The organism is Vibrio cincinnatiensis, from assembly GCF_022113815.1.
Taxonomy (GTDB): Bacteria; Pseudomonadota; Gammaproteobacteria; order Enterobacterales; family Vibrionaceae; genus Vibrio; species Vibrio cincinnatiensis_A.
On the sequence record NZ_SGOM01000004.1, the window covers coordinates 167,606 to 188,028 of the forward strand.

At 43.6% G+C, this 20,423-nt stretch carries 16 protein-coding genes and 1 pseudogene; 12 read left to right on the top strand and 5 right to left on the bottom strand.

From position 1 onward, the window contains the following. Nucleotides 1-249 precede the first annotated feature (249 nt). On the bottom strand, nucleotides 250-597 hold the full coding sequence (locus EXA13_RS07145; protein WP_238132562.1) for a hypothetical protein: 348 nt from the start codon (nucleotides 595-597) through the stop codon (nucleotides 250-252). Between EXA13_RS07145 and EXA13_RS07150 the strand changes: the two genes are divergently transcribed. Then, complete coding sequence (locus tag EXA13_RS07150) at nucleotides 522-1,070, top strand: ISAs1 family transposase (RefSeq protein ID WP_238132673.1); 549 nt, start codon at nucleotides 522-524, stop codon at nucleotides 1,068-1,070. The genes EXA13_RS07145 and EXA13_RS07150 overlap by 76 nt on opposite strands. Nucleotides 1,071-1,727: 657 nt before the next feature. Next, entirely contained in the window at nucleotides 1,728-1,901 is a 174-nt protein-coding gene (locus EXA13_RS07155; RefSeq protein WP_238132563.1) for a hypothetical protein, read from the top strand. Between the two features lie 134 nt (nucleotides 1,902-2,035). On the opposite strand, the gene EXA13_RS07160 is transcribed toward EXA13_RS07155, so the two are convergent. The 3 genes from EXA13_RS07160 to EXA13_RS07170 all read right to left on the bottom strand — a co-directional run bounded on the left by EXA13_RS07160 (nucleotide 2,036) and on the right by EXA13_RS07170 (nucleotide 7,098). After that, a complete protein-coding gene (locus EXA13_RS07160) occupies nucleotides 2,036-2,578 on the bottom strand; it encodes a GNAT family N-acetyltransferase (protein ID WP_238132564.1) in 543 nt (180 codons plus the stop codon). A gap of 218 nt (nucleotides 2,579-2,796) precedes the next feature. Next, nucleotides 2,797-5,910, bottom strand: a complete 3,114-nt coding sequence (locus EXA13_RS07165) for an efflux RND transporter permease subunit (RefSeq protein ID WP_238132565.1) — start codon at nucleotides 5,908-5,910, stop codon at nucleotides 2,797-2,799. A 21-nt stretch (nucleotides 5,911-5,931) separates the two neighbouring features. Then, the gene (locus EXA13_RS07170; RefSeq protein WP_346346946.1) at nucleotides 5,932-7,098 is read right to left on the bottom strand and encodes an efflux RND transporter periplasmic adaptor subunit; all 1,167 of its coding nucleotides are present in this window, start codon (nucleotides 7,096-7,098) and stop codon (nucleotides 5,932-5,934) included. A 101-nt stretch (nucleotides 7,099-7,199) separates the two neighbouring features. On the opposite strand from EXA13_RS07170, the gene EXA13_RS07175 reads away from it, so the two are divergent. The 4 genes from EXA13_RS07175 (at nucleotide 7,200) to EXA13_RS07190 (ending at nucleotide 11,526) form a co-directional block, all read left to right on the top strand. Beyond that, nucleotides 7,200-7,961 carry a response regulator gene (locus tag EXA13_RS07175; protein ID WP_238132566.1) on the top strand — a complete coding sequence of 254 codons (762 nt, stop codon included), beginning with the start codon at nucleotides 7,200-7,202 and terminating at the stop codon, nucleotides 7,959-7,961. After that, the gene (locus tag EXA13_RS07180) at nucleotides 7,961-9,019 is read left to right on the top strand and encodes an ATP-binding protein (protein WP_238132567.1); all 1,059 of its coding nucleotides are present in this window, start codon (nucleotides 7,961-7,963) and stop codon (nucleotides 9,017-9,019) included. Before EXA13_RS07175 ends, EXA13_RS07180 begins: the two co-directional genes overlap by 1 nt. Nucleotides 9,020-9,272: 253 nt before the next feature. Then, nucleotides 9,273-10,724 carry a chitinase gene (locus tag EXA13_RS07185; RefSeq protein WP_430794473.1) on the top strand — a complete coding sequence of 484 codons (1,452 nt, stop codon included), beginning with the start codon at nucleotides 9,273-9,275 and terminating at the stop codon, nucleotides 10,722-10,724. A 205-nt stretch (nucleotides 10,725-10,929) separates the two neighbouring features. Next, a complete protein-coding gene (locus EXA13_RS07190; protein ID WP_238132568.1) occupies nucleotides 10,930-11,526 on the top strand; it encodes an acetate uptake transporter in 597 nt (198 codons plus the stop codon). A gap of 57 nt (nucleotides 11,527-11,583) precedes the next feature. Here EXA13_RS07190 and EXA13_RS07195 read toward each other — a convergent pair whose 3' ends face one another. Continuing rightward, the gene (locus EXA13_RS07195) at nucleotides 11,584-13,092 is read right to left on the bottom strand and encodes an alanine/glycine:cation symporter family protein (protein WP_238132569.1); all 1,509 of its coding nucleotides are present in this window, start codon (nucleotides 13,090-13,092) and stop codon (nucleotides 11,584-11,586) included. Between the two features lie 257 nt (nucleotides 13,093-13,349). Here EXA13_RS07195 and EXA13_RS07200 point away from each other — a divergent pair. The 6 genes and pseudogenes from EXA13_RS07200 (at nucleotide 13,350) to EXA13_RS07225 (ending at nucleotide 20,397) form a co-directional block, all read left to right on the top strand. After that, nucleotides 13,350-13,673 (top strand): annotated as a pseudogene (locus tag EXA13_RS07200) (DOPA 4,5-dioxygenase family protein). A 562-nt stretch (nucleotides 13,674-14,235) separates the two neighbouring features. After that, nucleotides 14,236-14,736 (top strand): hypothetical protein, encoded by a 501-nt coding sequence (locus EXA13_RS07205; RefSeq protein WP_238132570.1) that lies wholly within the window; start codon nucleotides 14,236-14,238, stop codon nucleotides 14,734-14,736. Nucleotides 14,737-14,754: 18 nt separating this feature from the next. Then, complete coding sequence (gene mgtE, locus EXA13_RS07210; protein ID WP_238132571.1) at nucleotides 14,755-16,125, top strand: magnesium transporter; 1,371 nt, start codon at nucleotides 14,755-14,757, stop codon at nucleotides 16,123-16,125. A 110-nt stretch (nucleotides 16,126-16,235) separates the two neighbouring features. Next, nucleotides 16,236-16,649, top strand: a complete 414-nt coding sequence (locus EXA13_RS07215) for a VF530 family DNA-binding protein (RefSeq protein WP_078925717.1) — start codon at nucleotides 16,236-16,238, stop codon at nucleotides 16,647-16,649. Between the two features lie 145 nt (nucleotides 16,650-16,794). Then, the gene (locus EXA13_RS07220; RefSeq protein ID WP_430794477.1) at nucleotides 16,795-18,276 is read left to right on the top strand and encodes an AGE family epimerase/isomerase; all 1,482 of its coding nucleotides are present in this window, start codon (nucleotides 16,795-16,797) and stop codon (nucleotides 18,274-18,276) included. A 243-nt stretch (nucleotides 18,277-18,519) separates the two neighbouring features. Then, the gene (locus tag EXA13_RS07225; RefSeq protein WP_238132572.1) at nucleotides 18,520-20,397 is read left to right on the top strand and encodes a methyl-accepting chemotaxis protein; all 1,878 of its coding nucleotides are present in this window, start codon (nucleotides 18,520-18,522) and stop codon (nucleotides 20,395-20,397) included. Nucleotides 20,398-20,423: the final 26 nt, after the last annotated feature.

Here is a 20,423-nt window from a genome sequence, read left to right on the forward strand (position 1 = left end):
CATCTTGTTGCATCATTTTTGATTGGTGATAGTGGTCACACAACAAATCAGGTTTATTTGCAGAGTTTAATGAAACTAAATGACCAATCAATGGACATAGTAGGTCTTCTTTGTGTGTTAGATTGCACATGGTATTGTGGCAGGGCCGGATCATACTTTGTTTAAGAAGAAGGGAACTTATTGATTTAACAGCGATCTGATCCCATACACTACACTAAATCTACAAACTACATGTCCCTATTTGATCATCTAAGCATCATCGAAGACACCCGTTCCCGTATCAATTGGCTTCGCAAATACCGACATTTCTAAAATGGCATCCCAACACGGCACTCCATCGCACGCATTATTAAGACGGTGCACGTGGAAAGCCTGGCGCTGTTCAGTTGGGTGAGTACTCTGCGGGAGCAGGCTAGCCAGCCCGTGATCGCCATTGACGGTAAAACGCTGCGTGGCGCGGTCAACCAGAATGGTAGAGAAAAAGCGATGCACTGCACTGTAACCAGGAAACGCTGAAACAAATTCAGCAGCGCAAGGGCGACTATGTTGTCCAGGTAAAAGGCAACCAGCCCAAGCTGAGAGAGGCCATTGAAGCATCCTTCATGCCTCACTGGGGTGAGGCTGAAAATCTACTTAAGCACGATGAAAGAACTAAGGGCCATAGGCGCTCGGAACATCGCACCTTATTTCAACTACCAGCGCAACTATCTAAAGAATTGGCAATTAGTAGCCGTCAGCCAAGAGTTTTATCGCTATCGAGCGAGAGAGAGACGGAACAAGAGCAAGACAACCATCGATACGCACTTTTACATCAGTTCGCTAGGCGTTTCGCCTTCCGCAGCGTACGCCAGTATTGGTACTCAGAGAATCAGCAACACTGGGTGTTGGATGTGGTATTCCGCGAAGACCAGAACCAGATTGGTGACCGGGAAGCAACAGAGAGCATGGCGTTGTTCAGACGCATCGTACTTAATCTGGCTCAGCAACATCCGGCAAAATCGAGTAAGAAGCTGAAGATAAAGCGGGCCGGCTGGAGCGATGATTTTAGGTCAGTGCTGTTCTTTGGTTAATAGAATTAACCAAGTAAAATCCGGCCCTGAGTATTGTGGTGGCATAAAACAATTTGATCGGGTGTAAATGCAAGACTTAGTTGCCTTTGGGGATAAGCGCATAAATCTTATAGACGAATACAAGTTCGAGAATTTTTGCGTAAACCGAATCGCCACGAGTATAGTAGCTACTTTTGGTATAACTAAAAGTATGTCAAATCACCACACGTTCCAATAATAATTGAACTAGGCATAACTTCGAATGGGGCAAATGTGTGTTGCTATAGATCGGCGCTGGCACACCTCGGGGAAAATATGTGATAGGTTTACAACAAGTGTAAGTACAACATACTCTGACTCGGCACTAGTAGGGGGTTACTTGGTCGAGGATTTACTCGGCTTTAGTCTTGGAGTGTTTCCTGGCGTTTTCTTGTTGTCACGTCGACGCTGATCTGGCTTACCAGTCGACTTGGCTATTGGTTTTGGTCCTGGCTTCAAACCCATGATTTGATCTTTTTATTTAATGAGGTTCTTCCTCGTTGTATAATCTTTGGGCAGTATTGATGGCTTTCAAGATGTGTATGAAAAACAATCTAAAAATATCCCCAAGGTTTTTTGCTGGTAACTCATGTTTTGATACGCTATCTAAAATGTACAGCGACAAGTTGGAGATATAGGATGGATAGAGTTGCATCGTGCCCGCGAGTGCTCACTGCTGAAGAGAAACAAGATCTTCGTCGTGATATGGCAGAATCCTCTGCTTGGGTCAAAGCCGAACTAAAACGTCGACGAGCCGCAAAAAATCAAAAAAATTCTGCGCATGGTATAGATGATGGTATCGAGAAAAGCTAGCTTTCTAACTGGCTGTTATGTAGATATATTTTCATCTTATTGATCTTCGAGTGGGAATAATTTAATAATCGATAGTTTTTCCGATTAATAAATATTTAAATGAAAAGCCAGTCAGTTTTGCTGACTGGCTTTTTTTATGGCGTCATTACTTTCTCAAACCTGAAAAAACTTTCTTCGCTTGAAATGGGTACTTCACTGTTTGTTGGATGCTCTAGAGTATTGGTGTCTGGGTGATATTGGTTATAAAACTCGACGATGTGAAAGCCACACTTATTTACATAGAAGTGAATATTTCTTTTTTCAAAATAGGGGGTAGCGGTACTCCATATTTTTGTCTCTGGATATGCAGCTTCGATAGCTTTCCATGTGGCTTGTCCTAAACCATGGTTATGATTCTCTGGGAGAATAAAAAACAATTCGAGACGATTGCATTGTGTTTTATCATTAATATTGAGTACAACACCACCGACTTGTTTGTTATCCAATAAGATATGATTGACAATGGCTCCTTGTTCATTAAATGACTTCCAGATATCTTCATCAGATGGGATGGGTTTACTATGAGATTGCCCCCATTCTTTCACTAAAGCAGACGTAAAGGTGTCTTGCAATTTCATTTTGAATTCAGCTAAATCATCTTGTTTAACTTGTGCGAGGGCTATATTTAATTTTTTCATCGTTAAGGTTCTCTTTGGCTAATATGGTGTGTACGAAGTGGAATATATGAGGTTCAGTTTCTCTACCATCTTGAAAACATAATATTTATCGCCTGATGTGAAATTTATACCAATCTGTTCCTAAATTTTGCTATTTCAACATCCGATAGCACATTAAAAAGAAACGGCGATAAGCAATGAATAAATCGATAGCGTTAAGCTTTTGTCCGCCATTTTTGTTATTTTTTCGTTGAATACCGCCAAGTAGCGATACGCTCTTGAAAGCTTGTTACACATACGAAAAAAATAGGTACAAAGTAGATAGCAAGTACGGTAGCACTCACCATTCCCCCAAAGACACCGGTGCCAATGGCATGTTGTGTTTCTGCACTCGCACCGTTTGCGAGCATCAAAGGAACGACGCCCAAACCAAAGGCAAGTGATGTCATTAATATGGGTCGTAATCGCAATTTTGCGGCATTGATGGCTGATTGAACGATTCCGTTACCTTGCTCTCTCAATTGTTTGGCGAACTCTACGATCAGAATTGCATTCTTGGCTGAGAGCCCTATGACTGTGATCATGCCTACTTTGAAAAAGACATCATTGGGTAAGTCACGCAGCATTACGGCTACCACCGCACCAAGCAAACCCAGCGGAACCACCAACATTACTGATAAAGGAATTGCCCAGCTCTCATAGAGTGCAGCCAAAACCAAAAAGACCACTAACATTGATAGCGCCATCAGCATCGGTGCTTGTTCGGCAGATTGACGTTCTTGCAATGATTGCCCTGTCCAAGCAATCGTAAACCCAGAGGGGAGTTGGTTAGCGATATGCTCAATGTCTAGCATCGCTGTTCCACTGGAGCTCCCAGAGGCTACCGTGCCAGATATTCGTAAGGCTGGGTAGCCTTGAAAACGAATGAATTGAGGAGGCGTTTCGTCCCAAGTCGGTGTTACAAACTCAGACAAAGGCACCATACCACCGCTGAGATTACGAACGTAAAGATGAAGAATATCATCAAGTTGCATTCGTGCTGGCGCATCTGCTTGTATGATCACTTGTTGCATTCTGCCAGCATTGGGGAAATCGTTGACATATAACGACCCTAAGGCGGTTGAGAGCGTTTCGCTAATACTTGTAAATGAAACGCCAAGTGCTTCTGCTTTTTGACGATCAATATCTAAATGAATACTTGATCCTGAAGGAAGCCCATCAGAGTAAACATCGGTAAAGTGCGGACTTTTTTCAGCCAACATCAATATTTTTTCTTCGGCTGCTTTGAGTGCGCTATACCCTTGATTGCCACGATCTTGTAAGAAGAAAGTTATGTCCGAACTGGTTCCCAACTCATCAATAGCGGGAGGCAACATATGCATGACCGTTCCTTCACGCACATCCGCCATTGCCTTTTCAGCAAGCGCTAACTCTTGGCGAGTTGAGGTTTCATTTCGTGTTTCCCCATTTCGCAAAGTCGTAAAGCTTTGTGCTGTGTTTGTGCCGGAACCCGAAAAACCAAAGCCTATGATCGTCATTGTTGATTCAATAGAAGGGCGTGAGAGTATGTGCTGTTCAAATTTTTGAACTACATCTAATGTACGCTCGGTGGTGGCATCGGCAGGGAGCTGGATATTTGTCATAAAATATCCTTGATCCTCTTCAGGGAGAAAAGAGGAAGGTAATTGTTGAAATGCAAATACCAATATTGCGCATAGAATAACAAAGATCAGCATCATTCGCCCTTTACGCTTCACTAACGTATTCACGTGAACTTCGTATCGGTTGTTCATGTGAGTAAAACATCGATTAAACCATTTAAAGAATCCGTTTTTTTCGTGATGAAGAACCTTAGCTGGCTTGAGCAAGGTGGCACACAACGCTGGCGTTAATGTTAAGGCCAAAAAGGCCGAGAACAGAATGGATACCGCCATAGAGAGGGTAAATTGCTTATAGATAATACCTACTGAGTCGCTAGAAAATGCCATCGGGATAAACACAGCTGTGAGTACGAGAGTAATACCAATGATTGCACCAGTAATCTCTTTCATGGCTTTTGATGTCGCTTCTTCTGGGGATAAGCCCTTTTCCGACATCAAGCGTTCGACATTTTCTACCACCACAATAGCATCATCAACGATGATACCAATCGCTAATACCATGCCGAACATGGTTAATACGTTTATTGAAAAGCCCGTGATCAACATGATGGTAAATGTCCCCAGCAGCGCAATTGGCGCAACGATGGCAGGGATGAGTGTATAGCGAATATTTTGCAGAAAGAGAAACATGACAAAAAAGACGAGTATCATGGCCTCAATTAAGGTATGGATAACTTTGCTGATTGAAACTTTAACAAAGGGAGCGGTATTGAATGGGATCGAGTAGCTCATTCCCTCGGGGAGGCTTTGAGTCAATTCTCCCAAACGTTTTTGTATCGTTTCAGCGGTTCTTATCGCATTCGCGCCTGGCGCGAGTTGTATTGCTGCCGCTGTGGCTGTTTTACCATTTTCTCGATTTAAAAAACCGTAGGATTGAGAGCCGATCTCCACTCGTGCCACATCCCCTAATACCACTTTTGCCCCGTTAGTGTTGGCACGAAGAATGATATTGGAAAATTGTTCAGCGCTTGTTAACTGACCCTGTACGGTTAATGGTACGGTCACTCGTTGACCGGATACCGTGGGCGCAGCACCGACACTTCCGGGAGCAATTGAAACATTTTGCTGAGTAATCGCCATGGTTATGTCATTCATCGTGAAGCCTAGCGCATTTAATTTGCTAGGATCAACCCAGATCCTCATGGCTTTCTCTGAACCAAATGATTGCACGCGACCAACCCCCTCAATGCGGCGTAGTTCCTCGACCACGTGACGAGCCATATAGTCGTTGAGTGTGATTTCATCAAAGCGATGATCGTCGGACTTTAATCCGATAATCATTAGAAAATTTGATGTGGCAGACTCAACCGTTAAGCCATTTTGACGTACTGCTTGTGGTAAACGTGACTCAATAGCTTTGAGTTGGTTTTGAATATCAACTTGTGCCATATCGGGATTTGTGCCCGGTTTAAACGTTGCTGTAATAGAGGCAGAACCCGATGTGTCTGCCGATGATTCGAAATACATCAAGTTTTTTACGTTAGATAATTCACCCTCGATTAAACTAAGAACGCCATCGTTTATCGCTTTCGGGCTGGCTCCCGGGTATGTTGCCATGATATTGACGGTAGGTGGGGCAACGGATGGGTAGCGAGATATGGGTAATTTAGAAATAGAAATACATCCAAATAAGATAATGAAGAGTGCAATCACCCACGCAAAAACCGGACGTTGTATGAAAAACTGAGACATAAAAGGGCTCTCTAATCTGAATCACTTGGTGTTGGATGTGAAAAGAGCCTCAGACTCTTTCCATTTGCGTTGGTGAACGGTGACGCCGTTTTGCAGCCTTTCTTTTCCTTCAACCACAATCTTTTCACCCGGGGTTATGCCGGATTTGATGTGATAGTGACCATCTATCAGCGCCCCTAGATTTACGGGTTGCAAATGAGCGCGGTTATCGGGATCAATCGTCCAAAGATGAGGGTGCCCAGCGAGGCGAACGATCGCTTGCTGTGGTACTGTCAAGGCATGGGGGTAGCTTGAGTGAAGTATTCGTGCTTTTACGAACATGCCCGGTAGCAATACATGTGGTGTGTTATCCACTAAGAGGCGTAATAAAACATCGCCAGTGCTTGGATCTACATTGATGCCAGAGAAGAGCATTGTTCCTTTAACAGAGTAAGGCTCGCCATTACTGCGTAAAATGTCGATTTTAGCCTCGTTAGCATTATTGGTATGGGTCGATAGCGTTTCGCGTAAAGTGTCTAATGATGCCGCTGGTTGGCGGACATCTACAAAAACTTGGTCAATTTGTTGGATTCGTGCCATTGGCGTGCTATCAGTGCTACTGACTAGCGCCCCTTCTGTGACGAGACTTTGCTCTATAAGCCCTGATATGGGCGCTTCTACTTTAGCAAATTTTAAATCAAGCAAACGACGTGCAAGCGTCGCTTGGGCTTGGGCGACTTCCGCAGCAGCTTGATCGCGCAGTGAAACGACATCTTCATATTCTTGGTGACTAATCGAATCAGACTTTACCAGCAGTTTTAATCGAGCTTCCTTGTCTAAATAGCGTTTTAAGGTCACTTGCGTTTTTTGTAAATGGGCGCGTGCGGTATCAACGTCAGCTTTGAAAGGTGCGGGGTCAATTTGGAATAAGGGTTGACCAGCGTTCACTTTCGAGCCTTGCTTGAAGAATCGCTGTTGGACAATGCCACCAACTTGTGGGCGAATCTCGGCTATACGCACCGCCATGACTCTTCCTGGAAGTTCTTCAAATACATTTAAATGTTTTGGCTTTATTACCATTGTTGATACAAAAGGTTCAGGGGAAAGTGAATGGTTTTTTTTATCTGTATTCGGTGGTGTACAGCCCACTAAAAAGAAAAGAACCAATATATGTAAGCCGCTATATACACATATATTTATTGCCTTCACTGAGTTATCCTTTTTGTAATAAAAACGGGTTGACCGCTGTAGAGTTAAATGAAGTCTAACGCCCGAATGTGGAGGTTCCGCTGAGCCAATGTGGAGATTTGATGGAGATGAAAGATTTGTGCATTGAAGAGCAGAGATTGAGTTCGGACTCATGCCAAGAGGGAAACCATCAGGCACTGATTTTGATCGCAGAGGATGAATTAGAAATTGCCGATATCTTGTCTGCTTATTTAATTCGTAGTGGTATGAAAACGGTACACGCTTCTGATGGATTAAGAACGCTTGAGCTTCATTCATCAATGAAACCCGATCTGATATTGCTTGATATTCACATGCCCAAAATGGATGGATGGAAAGTGTTGTCTGAGCTACGCCAGAAAAGTAATACGCCCGTCATCATGCTGACCGCCATGGATCAAGATATCGATAAAGTCATGGCTCTCAGAATTGGTGCCGATGATTACGTCATTAAACCGTTCAACCCAGCGGAAGTGGTTGCGAGAGTTCAAGCCGTTCTTAGACGAACATTGGAAAGTAGCCAACGAAATAATAAACATATCTTACGAGTAGAGCCTTTCGACGTTGACTTAGAAAGTCATGAAATATGGATAGATGTAGCCGGAGAGCGCCATTTACTCTCTTTGACTTTAACGGAATTTAAGCTATTGACTCATTTTATTCGTTCTCCTCGTCGTGTATTTAGTCGAGGAGAGTTATTAGAGGCATGTTTACCCGAAGGGGATGCACTAGAACGAACTGTTGATAGCCATATTAGTAAAATTCGAAAAAAATTAGAGGCGGTTGGTATTCATGGCATTCCCGCTGGTGTTCGTGGAGTGGGTTATCGATTTAGGGGAGAATAATGAAATTAGCGGGTTTGAGTCGTCAGATTGCCTTATCAATGATGAAAATAGCCATAGGGACAGCATTACTCGTTATTTTAGGCTCCTTTGTTTTTTACTATCTTTGGGATAAGTATTGGCCCAATGATATGCCCAGTGATAATTACCTGACTCCTTCAGCCCCGGAATGGGTTTGGATTATATTAACCTTTGTTGTGGTGACTTTGCTGTCGGTCAGTGTTGCCATTAAGTTATCTCGACGTATTTTAGAGCCTTTAAATTCAGTTGCAGAAGGGATACGTCAAATCGCCAAAGGCGATCTGAATGTGCGAGCCACTGTGGGGGATCGTTCATTAGGTGAAGCGGCATTATTGGCTGATGATTTCAATCTTTTAGCTGAAAAATTACAGCGAATGACGGAAGAGCAAGCTTTTTGGAATGCTGCGATTGCGCATGAATTAAGAACGCCTGTTACGATATTGCGCGGTCGACTACAAGGGTTAGCGGAGGGGGTTTTTACCCCAGATGAAGCACAGTTTGTAAAACTGTTAGCACAAATTGATGGGCTATCTCGTTTAATCGAAGATTTACGAGTTGTTAGCCTTATGGAGAGCGGTGAACTCAATATCAGTATGAAGGCGGTGGATTTATCGACGGAAATCAAGTCGGTGGCTGATTTTGCCGAGAATATGCTCCAAGCGGCGGGACAGCATATTGTGCTGGATCTACAGACGCCGCTTGTTTTATGTGACCCGATTAGAATTAGGCAAGCTTTACTCGCCATATTAGACAATGTAAGTAAATATGCAGTGTCTGGTTCTGTGAGAGTAAAAACAAGGTTTCATGGTGGCTTTTACTATCTGAGTGTAGAAGATGATGGGCCGGGAATATCACCGGAGCTTATTCCTAATGTCTTTAAGGCGTTTCATCGAACAAAAGAGATTCCTCATAGTGGTAGTGGGTTAGGGCTAGCAGTAGTTTCGGCAATTGCACATGCGCATCAAGGGAATGCGACTTGCCGTATCAGTGAAGAGGGCGGAACGATTATTGAGTTATGCTGGCCATCATTAATATCATAACAATTGAATGGATCCTCAATGAGTCATGTTAGGTATTGTTTTCCATTTCTTTAATCAAAAACCTCCGGTATCCCCTGAGTTTTTTTATAGCCTGCCGGTTAAGAATGATTTGATCCGCAGATCATGAGTGTATAGGAAGGGATGTATGGAGAACATTCAGGAATGAGTCGCAAATTTACGTTTTTCAAGCCGATTTATAAATAGAGAAGCCTATGCTCACGGAGCTATTTAGCTTGTAAGAAAGGACTTTTCCATGTTTAAACGTAACATCATCATTAGTGGGATGAGCCTTGTGTTTGCTCTCCCTGTTCATGCAGCAATGACGATTCAAGTCGACCCTCAAGACAGTTCTGGTTATGTGGTATCAAGGGCAGAACTGCAAGCAGTAGAGAAAGCGAAAACAGCGAACCCGATGTATGAGGTTTGGGCTCAAGCTTTGAGAACTACATCTAACCTCATTGTTGAAGCGATTGAACCGGGATTAGCGTCAAACCCGGATAACGTCAAACGGGTTGAGCGGGTTTTTCCTGAACACGAATGGGATTTCCTCACTCATATGGCGGCTCCTGAATATACCTATACTCGCATTTTACGAGCAATAGGAAAATTCCCTGCTTTTTGTGGTGATTATAGCGATGGGCGAGATGCCGATGCGATTTGTAAAAAATCGATTGTGACTGCCTTTGCGCATTTTGCACAAGAAACAGGAGGACACATTGCGAAAGAAAACACTTCCGATAATCCACTTGGGCTTGAGGAGTGGCAGCAAGCACTGGTGCATGTGCGAGAAATGGGGTGGTCAGAAGGTCAACTGGGTTATACCACAGGGTGTGGACAAAATGATTGGCAAAATCGTAAATGGCCTTGCGGTGATGGACAAGGTTATTTTGGGCGTGGGGCTAAACAACTTTCATATCACTTTAATTATGGTGCCTTTTCTGAGGTTATGTTTGAGGGAGATGCGACAGTATTGCTCAATAACCCGGGGTTGGTTGCTGACTCTTGGCTCAATTTAGCCTCTGCTATTTGGTTTTTTTTGACACCACAAGCGCCTAAGCCTGCAATGTTACATGTTATTGATCGCACTTGGGTTCCCTCACAACGGGAACTGGATGCGGGCATCGGCTATGGATTTGGGACGACCATCAATGTCATTAATGGTGGAATCGAATGTGGTGAGCAGAATAAAGATAAAGGCCAACCTGTGAACCGTATTCGTTATTGGGAAGGCTTAGCTGAACATTATCAAATTCCGATTGAAGCGGATGAACAAAACACTTGTTGGCAACAAATGCCTTATGGCAGTTTAAACCTCAATGGTGCGACCGACGTTCTGTATACTAACTGGGATGGTAACTGGAGTTATTATCCTGACCGTCCGGGAGGGTACTCATTTGAATGTAATTTAGTGGGATTTCAGACGGCTTATTCCGCATTAGTGGAAGGGGATTATGAAAAGTGCGTAACAAATTTATACCAATCGCACGCAAGTTGGCCGAAGATTCGCGTGGTTGAGTCGTTAACGCCAACCGAGCCTGAGCAGCCGGGGGAGCCGCCTATTGATGGTGTAGAAGCTTGGGATATAAGCAAAGTGTACTATGGTGGCGATAAAGTCGCTTATCAGGGGATTGTCTATCAGGCGAAATGGTGGTCTCAGGGAAACTTGCCCACTCAAGGTGATCCTTGGGTAGCTGTTCAATCCTAAGCTATCAATTTACCTCGTTCGCCCTATTTTTTTATCGTTTGTTTGAGGAATAGGGCGAAAACTTCTTCTGTTTTCTTGCTCGTTATCCTATACAATTTGACTGTTATTTTTGGAATCTAAGTTTCCAGTAATGATTTTTCCTTTTTCACTACTTGTTCAATAGAATCCGCGCGTCTTTTTATTAACATTTTGTAAGGTAACTTGAATGTCTACTCAATTAGCCAACCCAGCACCGTTAGGTTTGATGGGGTTCGGTATGACGACCATTCTGCTTAATATCCATAATGCAGGATTCTTTCCGATCGATTCAATGATTTTAGCCATGGGGATTTTTTATGGTGGTTTAAGCCAAGTCATTGTTGGCATCATGTGTTTTAAACGAGGTGACACTTTTGGTACCACCGCTTTTACCTCTTATGGATTATTTTGGTTAACATTAGTTGGGCTGATCGTCATGCCATACATGGGGTTACCTGCTAGCCCAGCCAACTTTATGGGATGGTATTTAGCTCTGTGGGGAATCTTTACTGGCTTTATGTTTATTGGTTCACTTTGCTACCCAGTGGCAAAGCAAGTGGTGTTTGGTTCTTTAACCCTTCTTTTTGCTTTGCTGGCTCTTCGTGATTTTACGGGCAGTGAATTGATTGGCATGATTGCTGGTTTTGAAGGCATTTTTTGTGGTGCAAGTGCGATCTACTTTGCTATGGCACAGGTGATCAATAATGAATATGGTCGTACTGTGTTACCTATTGGCGCGAAGAAAAAAGTGGTCGCACCTGTGGCTCAGGAAGTCGCCGCTTAATATCTCTTTTCTTTTTAGATACATCAAACCACCGCCTTTGGCGGTGGTCATTTCGAGTTATGTTATATCTTGAGATGAGCTTATTTTTCGTTTATATCTTTCTTCCCAATAAGTTGCATTTTTAATCCCGAGCTGAACGGGGTTAAAAATATACTCATCAACCCCTTGTTTTTGCTGCGCTTCATAATCTTTCAAAGCAATCATGGTTGGTTTAGCTAAGAAAAAAATTATTAAAATCCCAATAATATTGAGCCAAGCCATCAATCCTACCCCGATATCACCAAAGGCCCAAGCAAGGTTAGCGGTTTTGACTGTGCCGTAAAAAACCACCGTGATAATAGCCAACTTTAGAATAAACATCAGCCCTTCAACTCTCAATGTGCGGCGAATATAGGCAACATTGGTTTCGGCTATGTAGTAGTAGGCTAAGATGGTGGTAAAGGCAAAGAAAAACAGGGCGAAAGCCACAAAAGGCTTACCGATCCCGGGCAGAGCGGTTTCGATGGCAAATTGAGTAAATTCTGGACTATTGGCCGCCACTTCCATCGGAAGGTTTTGTATCAGCATCATGCCATCGCCCCCTTGCACATTATAGGCTCCGGTTATTAAAATCATAAACGCGGTAGCTGAGCAGACTAATAATGTATCGATATAAATAGAGAAAGACTGGACTAAACCTTGTTGCACCGGGTGTTCTACATTGGCTGCCGCCGCCGCATGAGGTCCTGTTCCTTGACCTGCTTCATTTGAATAAACTCCACGCTTTACTCCCCAACCAATCGCGGCACCAAAGCCAGCCATGGGGGTAAACGCATCCGAAATAATCATCATAAAGATGCGCGGTACTTCATCAAGATTAAGTAAGATAATCACAAAGGCAATGATGATGTAAGCGAGAGCCATAAAGGGCACTACCACTTGAGTAAAGTGCGCAATGCGTTTCACGCCACCAAAGATAATAAAAGCCATCATGACGGAAAGAAGAGTGCCCGTGAGAATTTTTGCAAAACTGAATGTCCCCATCGTAGTTTCAATCATCGGGCCTGAACCAAAAGCGGCCTCTACAGCATTACCGATACTGTTGGACTGAACACCGGGCAGCAATAAGCCACAGGCAAAAATGGTTGATATAGCAAATAGCCATGCATACCATTTTTGTCCCGTGGCTTTTTCTATGTAATAAGCGGGTCCACCACGAAATTCACCCTCATCTTCCTCTTTATAAATCTGTGCCAATGTGGATTCTGCATAAGCGGTGGCTGCGCCAAAGAAGGCGACCATCCACATCCAAAATACAGCACCTGGGCCACCAAAACCGATGGCGGCAGCTACCCCTGCAATGTTACCTGTACCCACTCGCCCTGATAATGAAACGGCGAGCGCTTGGAAGGAGGAGATCCCCTTGGATGAGCTTTTTCCCGAAAGCAGAAGCCGCCACATTTCAAAAAAGTGGCGAATTTGAACAAAGCGTGTAAGCACAGAATAAAATAAGCCCGCACCAAGGCATAAATATACCAAGGCCGGGCTCCAAATTATTCCATTAATAAAATCAACAAATGACTGCATAGATGTATCCCTGTTAATCCGTGTTATGTGTGTTTTGCTTAAACATAGTAGGCTATTTGTAAGTTTTTTGTTAACGCATTCATTAGGGTTATGTATGGTGGCGTGATGTTTAACACAAAAAGAGTGAGCAAATGTGAGCGTGTTATCCATTTGCCTGATAGATCATTCAAAAACTTCAATCAAGTTGAACAAAAAACGGAGGATGGGGGCATGGGGATAGCAGGGTATAATGATGAAAACAGAGAAAGGAGAGAATCATGTATCACGCTCATGTCTATTTTGACTTGTCCGAACAACATCAAGCCCAAGCATTGCAGAAAAAAATTTTAACTGAGTAATCGGAGCAGATCCTTCGCCTATTTTCATTAGTCCCTCGGTTAGTTGGTCCTCATCGTAAACCGATGTTTGAAATTCATTTTTCCGATCAGCAGTCCGCTTTTATTGATTGGTTAGATAAAGCTCGTGGTGAACTCAGTGTATTGATTCACCCTGTTTCTGGGAATGATGTTTATGACCATAGTGAGTCACAAGTACGATGGTTAGGTGAAGACATCGGTGTCAACCTAGATAAGCTTCACTAGTTGTGGACAGCAATTTGGCCAGTAATAACCCCTTGTGAGCGAGCATGATTTTATTGTGTCAACAAGGTGTAAAAAATGGGTGGGCAACTCAATACTAGGTTGACTTTCAATCAGTTGAGCAATACCATTTCGCTCGCTTAAACGCGGTAGGTTGTTTTGTTTGATTTTTTCAACGCTCACCTTTTTACTAATCTACCGATTCCCGTTAATTTTTTGAGGTACAACAGAAACCTATGGACTCGTCGAGTAGTCGAATATCACAGTATGGTCTTTTCGATGGTTCGAAAATACCAATGGTTTCTTGCTAACCTGCCGCTAACTTTTTAGCTTGTGTCAGGTGAAAAAAAACCTTGGCAAAGCGAACACTTCTTTTCCTTCCATCGTTAATTCCATACGTTAATACTTTGCGCATCAAGGCCATTAGTGTCATGCGTAACCTATGACTGATGCTCATTATTTTGAGCCGACACGTCGTGGTCATAACAAGAATACAAGCAGATCCAAGCTTAGTTTGTTTGACCATTGGTTTCTTTGTCCTGAGCTCAACTCAGGAGAAACAAAGATGACAACATTTCGTATTAACCGTATTTCTGAGGTTAAAAAAGCACGCAAACCTGTGCAGCATGCAGTACAAAGTCACATCAAACGTGAGTTTTTTGGGGTAAGTATTGACTTAACGGTTGGTGAAGTCATCGCCATGTTGAAAGACTGTCCACTGTTTTCAGCAACACTACATGTTGTTGTATTAATTAATAGTCAGAGTGAATATCAAGGCCTTGTCTCGATGGAAAGCTTACTGTTTGCTGAGCCATCAGAGCCTGTCGCGTCCTTATGCCAGGGAAAGCATCATTACAGTTTTGCATTAAATGAAGATTATCCCGCAGCATTACAGTTACGCCAAAGTCGTTGGCCAGTATTGCCTGTGCTTGATAGCCGACATCGTGTCGTTGGAATGTTAGACTTACCATCAGCCCGTGCCATTATTCATCGTCAAGCTGAGCTTCATGCTCCTAAAGGGGAGCCATCATCAGGCTGGAAACGGTTTGTTCATTTTTGGAACTAATCGTACGAGGAAATTTCGATGCCCATTACTATCATGACCCAAGCTTTGATGGCGCTGCATATCAGCCAAAATCAAGAAGAGATGCAGCAGTTTATTCAGCAATATCCGCTAGCGGATTGCGCCGAAGCCTTCACTCAATTATTAACCCAACAAAAACTCACCAGTAAAGAAGTGTGTCAGTTATTACTCTTATTGCCTTTAGAAAAGCAGGCTGCTTTATTTGGTTACTTTTCTTTAGGATGGCAAGAAAAACTGGCTGAACAGTTAGATGCACAAGAGGTTGCACAACTGACCGAGTTGATGCCACATGATGAACGTGCTGACCTACTGACTCAATTGGAACCTGAATTTCAAAGCGAAGTTTTGGATCAAATGGACAGTGAAGAACGTTTAGATATTGAACGTTTAGTTTCCTATCCTGAAGATTGTGTGGGTGCGGTGATGACATCCGATTTCGCCACCTTAGAAGCACACCATACGGTTGAAGAAGCGATACGTCAGCTGCGCAGTATTGCCAGAGAGCGGGAAACCATCTATTTGGCTTACGTTGTGGATACGCAGCAGCGTTTACAAGGGACAGTATCATTGCGCGATCTTGTGGTGTCTGAACCAAGTGCAACGGTTGCTGAGATCATGACACAAGTGTTGATCTTTGTTCGAGTAGATGAGGCTCAAAATGTGGCAGCACAAGCGATCAGTAAATATGACTTATTAGCACTGCCCGTGTTAGATCATCAAAATCGAATGGTCGGTATTGTGACTTATGATGATGCGATGGACGTGGCAGAAGAAGAAGCCGATCGCCATATTCATAAATCGGCCGCTGTGGATTTTGCGGGTAACTTAAAAGAAGCCTCTGTTGGGTTAATGTACCGAAAACGGGTATTTTGGCTAGTATTATTGGTGTTTGGTAACCTGTTCTCTGGTGCCGGTATTGCCTATTTTGAAGATACCATCCAAGCCTATGTAGCACTGGTATTCTTTTTGCCGCTATTGATCGGAAGTAGTGGGAATGCGGGGGCGCAATCGGCAACCTTGATGGTGCGCGCCATCGCTACAGGGGAAGTGATCGGCAAAGATTGGGCAAAAATGTTGGCTAAAGAACTGTTTATCGCAGGCCTATTAGGAATAACGATGGCGGTGGCGGTTTCATTACTCGGTTGGTGGCGAGGTGGTCCTGAAATTGCTCTGGTGGTTGCTTTAACGATGCAAATTGTGGTGGTGGTTGGCTCAGTGATAGGTATGTCGTTACCTTTTGTTCTGAGCAAACTTAAGTTTGATCCTGCATCGGCCAGTGCGCCATTAGTGACCACGATTGCTGATGCAGTCGGTGTGATCATCTATTTCACGGTTGCAACCAGCATACTGGATTTTCCAGTGGCCGCTTAAAGGCACACAAGGCTGAACAAATACAAATGGGCGATGATGAAAATCATAGGGAAGCTTGATGAACTCTGCTAGAATCCCGCGCCCTGCCACCTTCATATAAGGAACTCATAATGATGACTGATGAAGAAAGAATTGAGTTGCAACAAAATAATCCACTCCATGGCCTGAAGTTAGAAACATTATTGCAAGAACTGGTGGATTTTTATGGTTGGGATATTTTAGATACGGCGATGCGCTTTAACTGCTTTCATACCAACCCATCAATTGCGAGTAGTGTGAAATATTTGAAGAAAACGGATTGGGCAAGAGAGAAGTTAGAGAACTTTTACCTGTATCGTTTTAAACGTATGCCAAGAGCCTCTGGTGAAGAGTATGATTTATCCCCTCGTGCTCGAACGTTTCCCCATGGGCTTCAACCCAAAGAACCGATGGAACTGACGGTTGATTCGATTTTAAAATCTCAAGCCAAGGCGGCCTCAGCACACAAAGAGCGAGCGGCTCGAGAACGTCACTTTCGGCGTTGAAAATATGGTTTATGAATGAAAAGCTCAATATGCCGTCCATATTGGGCTTTTTCTTTTTAGGGCCAAACAACTGTGATTTCCTCAACGAAATGTGTGACTGCTCTTTTGTATAGTTCTTAAATCATTTGTTTTAAGGTCTTACATGATGAAAAAATCGACGCCAATCCGTTTGTTTGCTCTGAGTGCTGCGCTGCTTTGTTCAGGAATGAATGCCAAACCACTTCCACCACCGAGTTTTCCTGATGGTCAAGCATGGCTTACTCATGCGCAGCAAGGGTTAGCGCCCTATTGGATGATGGAGAGCGCCCAAGGACGTCCGGTAGGTAACTTTCCAACCTTTCGCTGTGATAATGGACAAGTTCTGGATGTAACCAAAGTATGCCAAGAACTCAATAAAAGTTGGATTACACCGCATTTTGGCCGAGAGTATACCCGAATGAAATCACGGCAAACGTATGCTTATGGTGTGCTTTATCACTTAACGGGCGATCCTCAAGCTTTGCAATTGGCTCGGGCAGGGGCGGAGTATTTAATTCATCATTTACAAGATAAAGAACATGGTGGCTTTATCAGTTTTACCAAACATGGTCAGGTTGGGCTCGAATGGCAACAACGGACCTCACAAGACCAAGCGTACGCTTTGGTTGGGTTGGCGATGTATTATTATCTCACGCGTGATCCACAAGTAGAACAGGTACTGATTAAGCAGCAACGTTTTATTTTTGACCAGTATCGGCTTGCTGATGGTAAAGGGTTAGCTTGGGTACTAAATGATGGTGATGGCGAAAGTACCAAACAGCGAGAGCTGGTGGCGCAGCTAGATCAAATTAATGGGTATTTATTATTGGTGGCCCCTTTATTACCAGAACCACATAAAAGCCGCTGGTTAGCCGATTTATCATGGTTAACCGAAGTTATGCTGACGCATTATTACTCCCCGCAAGAACAACGTTTCTATGGGGCAATTCACCACCCCGCGGTGATGACACAACAAGCCAAACATAACGACTTTGGGCACACCATTAAAGCCTATTGGATGACTTATCTCACCGGGGCTTTATTGCAGCAAGAGGATTGGAAACAGCTGGCTAAACAAGGGATGCAACACATTATTGAACATGCACAATATGTTCCTAACTATTTGGATATTCAAGCCTTTGTCCCAGAGATGACAGAGGCGCAGTGGCAAGCCAATTCGATCAAAGTATGGCGTAATCGACCATTTAGTGATGGAATTTCATCTTGGGAATGGGCAGAGCTTGATCAAGCTGCCATGACACTGTCTTTGTTAGAGGGAGCAGCAAAGCCTGTACTCCTTTCTACCGCTCAAGCCTTTATGGATGTATGGGTAGATGAACAATATGGTGGCGTCGGGCTGAACCCAAAATCAACCAAAGCGTTTCATTGGGGTAATGCTTACCATCAGTTTGAACATGCGTTAGTGGGCTATTTAACGGCTCAGCAATTAAATCAACAGCCCGCGACACTCTATTTTGCTATTGATCATGCTCAGTCACACCCCTTGTCGCCTTATTATTTTCAAGGGAAAGTAAAAAATCAGCAGCGATTACCCTCCGCCAATGGGTTGCCACGCTGGCAAGTTGTATTTACCTCCATTCAACCATAGCTATATGACTTCGACGGTTTGACTCACCATTGACTCAATAAAGAGCCTCAGTGCATGCCAGTCAGACCGTTGGAGATCTAAGCTCATTTCAGATAGCGTGATTTTGCTCGAATAAAAAGCTTATGTTCTACAATAAAGGACAGGGATAGACCACCATTCACTTTTTGGTCATCAAGATTATGAAAGATAGCCGTTACCAAAATATTCGGATAGCGAATGGACCATTAGGATAGGGAGTCAGGGATGTTTAAATCATTTCGTGCAAAAATTACCGCAATAAGTGTTGGGTTAATCGTCATTTCACTGATTGTCACCGCAGTGTTGAGTATTCGAGTTAGTTCTGACACTTTTCGAATGCAAATTACACGTAATTTACAGCAGCAGTTGCAAACTCAGTCAAATTCAATTTCCAACTGGATGAGTGAACGTAAAGCCATGATCACGGCAACAGGCAAGGTGATAGAGCAAACCGATCCTTTTTCAGCTTTAAAACAATTAAGTGAAGGGGGCAGTTTTTTAGCTACTTACTTAGCGAGGCCGGATGGGACAGCCATCTTTTCTGATGAGTGGTTGCCTCCTAGTGATTATGACCCTCTTTCTAGGGAATGGTATCAATTAGCAGTAAAACAAAGTGGGGTGGCTACCACGGCTCCTTATCTTGATGCGGACGGAGAGAATCGCTTGGTGGTGACCTTTACTCATGGTTTAGGGACAAAGGCGAGCCGAGGGGTGATTGCCGGTGATGTTCCTTTAACGTTTATCATTGAAACTGTACGTGACATCGCTCCAACTCATAATAGTTTTGCTTTTTTAACGGATAAGACAGGGAAAATTATTGCCCACCCAAAACCTGAAATGACCTTCAGGCATTTACGCGATCTTAATAGCGGTTTAACGCAGGCTGTCTTGACCGAGATTCAACATCAAGGAGAGCGTGAACTGAGTTTGCAAGGTCAAACTATTTATCTCACCAGTCAAGCCATTCCAGGGACAGACTGGTCGCTCAATATTGCGTTAGATAAACAAGATGCCTTATCGGGGATCTACAGCATGATTCGCTGGACTGTCATTGCCGTGGTGATCATCGGTATTGTTGCCGCTAGCATCATGTGGTTTTTCAGTGCATCAGGCTTTAAACGGCTACAAGAAGTCAGCTTAGCCATGACAGATATTGGACAAGGTGAAGGCGATTTAACCCAACGAATTACCGTACAAGGGGAGGATGAAATTGCGACGATAGCTCAAGCATTTAATGCTTTTGTGGAAAAAATTCATCGATTAGTTAATGAAGTGAATCATACGGCTCAATCCGTCTCTGCGGCATCAACCACATTAGCGGAGGTGACTCAACAAAGTGCTGGTGTTGTTGCTCAGCAAAGTTCTGAAACTGAGCAAGTTGCGACAGCGATGAATGAAATGACGGCAACCGTACAAGAGGTAGCAAGCCATGCCAGTGAAGCAGCAAGTCAGGCATCCGAAGCGGATACACAAACAAAGCATGGACAAACCTTGTTACGTGAAACGTTGCAACAACTAAAGCATTTAGATGACACCTTGCAAGGCAGCAGTACAACCATTGCAGAACTACAAAGTGGAACACAAGATATTGTTGGAATGCTGGATGTGATCAGCACCGTGTCTGAGCAAACCAATTTATTGGCTTTGAATGCGGCCATTGAAGCTGCGCGAGCGGGAGAGCATGGACGAGGATTTGCTGTAGTTGCTGATGAAGTTCGAGGCCTTGCAGGGCGGACACAGGAAAGCACTCAGAAAATCCAAGAGGTGGTGGATCGACTCTTCAAACAAACTGAAAATGTGGTAGCTGTTATGTCACAAAGCCGCTCTGCTGCGCAAACAACCGTCACAAAAGCTGAAGACATGGCGGCACGTTTAGAGCAAATTAATCAAGCTGTTACCTTGATTGCCGATATGAATTTACAAATTGCGACCGCCGCTGAAGAGCAATCTTCCGTTGCTGAGTTGATTAACCAAAATGTCGTCAATATCAATGATCTTTCTTCACAGACAGAGCAGGCTTCCCATCATTTAATGGATGCCACACAGTCATTGACTGCTCAGGCGAATCAACTGCACGATCAGGTATCGCAATTTAAAATTTAACTGAGATAAATATCAAGAAAGGGGCT

Excerpts from the sequence above, each read along its gene's own strand:
- EXA13_RS07145 (WP_238132562.1), bottom strand. The coding sequence starts at position 597 with ATGCTTCAATGGCCTCTCTCAGCTTGGGCTGGTTGCCTTTTACCTGGA.
- EXA13_RS07155 (WP_238132563.1), top strand. The coding sequence starts at position 1,728 with ATGGATAGAGTTGCATCGTGCCCGCGAGTGCTCACTGCTGAAGAGAAA.
- EXA13_RS07160 (WP_238132564.1), bottom strand. The coding sequence starts at position 2,578 with ATGAAAAAATTAAATATAGCCCTCGCACAAGTTAAACAAGATGATTTA.
- EXA13_RS07165 (WP_238132565.1), bottom strand. The coding sequence starts at position 5,910 with ATGTCTCAGTTTTTCATACAACGTCCGGTTTTTGCGTGGGTGATTGCA.
- EXA13_RS07175 (WP_238132566.1), top strand. The coding sequence starts at position 7,200 with ATGGAGATGAAAGATTTGTGCATTGAAGAGCAGAGATTGAGTTCGGAC.
- EXA13_RS07180 (WP_238132567.1), top strand. The coding sequence starts at position 7,961 with ATGAAATTAGCGGGTTTGAGTCGTCAGATTGCCTTATCAATGATGAAA.
- EXA13_RS07185 (WP_430794473.1), top strand. The coding sequence starts at position 9,273 with ATGTTTAAACGTAACATCATCATTAGTGGGATGAGCCTTGTGTTTGCT.
- EXA13_RS07190 (WP_238132568.1), top strand. The coding sequence starts at position 10,930 with ATGTCTACTCAATTAGCCAACCCAGCACCGTTAGGTTTGATGGGGTTC.
- EXA13_RS07195 (WP_238132569.1), bottom strand. The coding sequence starts at position 13,092 with ATGCAGTCATTTGTTGATTTTATTAATGGAATAATTTGGAGCCCGGCC.
- EXA13_RS07205 (WP_238132570.1), top strand. The coding sequence starts at position 14,236 with ATGACAACATTTCGTATTAACCGTATTTCTGAGGTTAAAAAAGCACGC.
- mgtE (WP_238132571.1), top strand. The coding sequence starts at position 14,755 with ATGCCCATTACTATCATGACCCAAGCTTTGATGGCGCTGCATATCAGC.
- EXA13_RS07215 (WP_078925717.1), top strand. The coding sequence starts at position 16,236 with ATGATGACTGATGAAGAAAGAATTGAGTTGCAACAAAATAATCCACTC.
- EXA13_RS07220 (WP_430794477.1), top strand. The coding sequence starts at position 16,795 with ATGAAAAAATCGACGCCAATCCGTTTGTTTGCTCTGAGTGCTGCGCTG.
- EXA13_RS07225 (WP_238132572.1), top strand. The coding sequence starts at position 18,520 with ATGTTTAAATCATTTCGTGCAAAAATTACCGCAATAAGTGTTGGGTTA.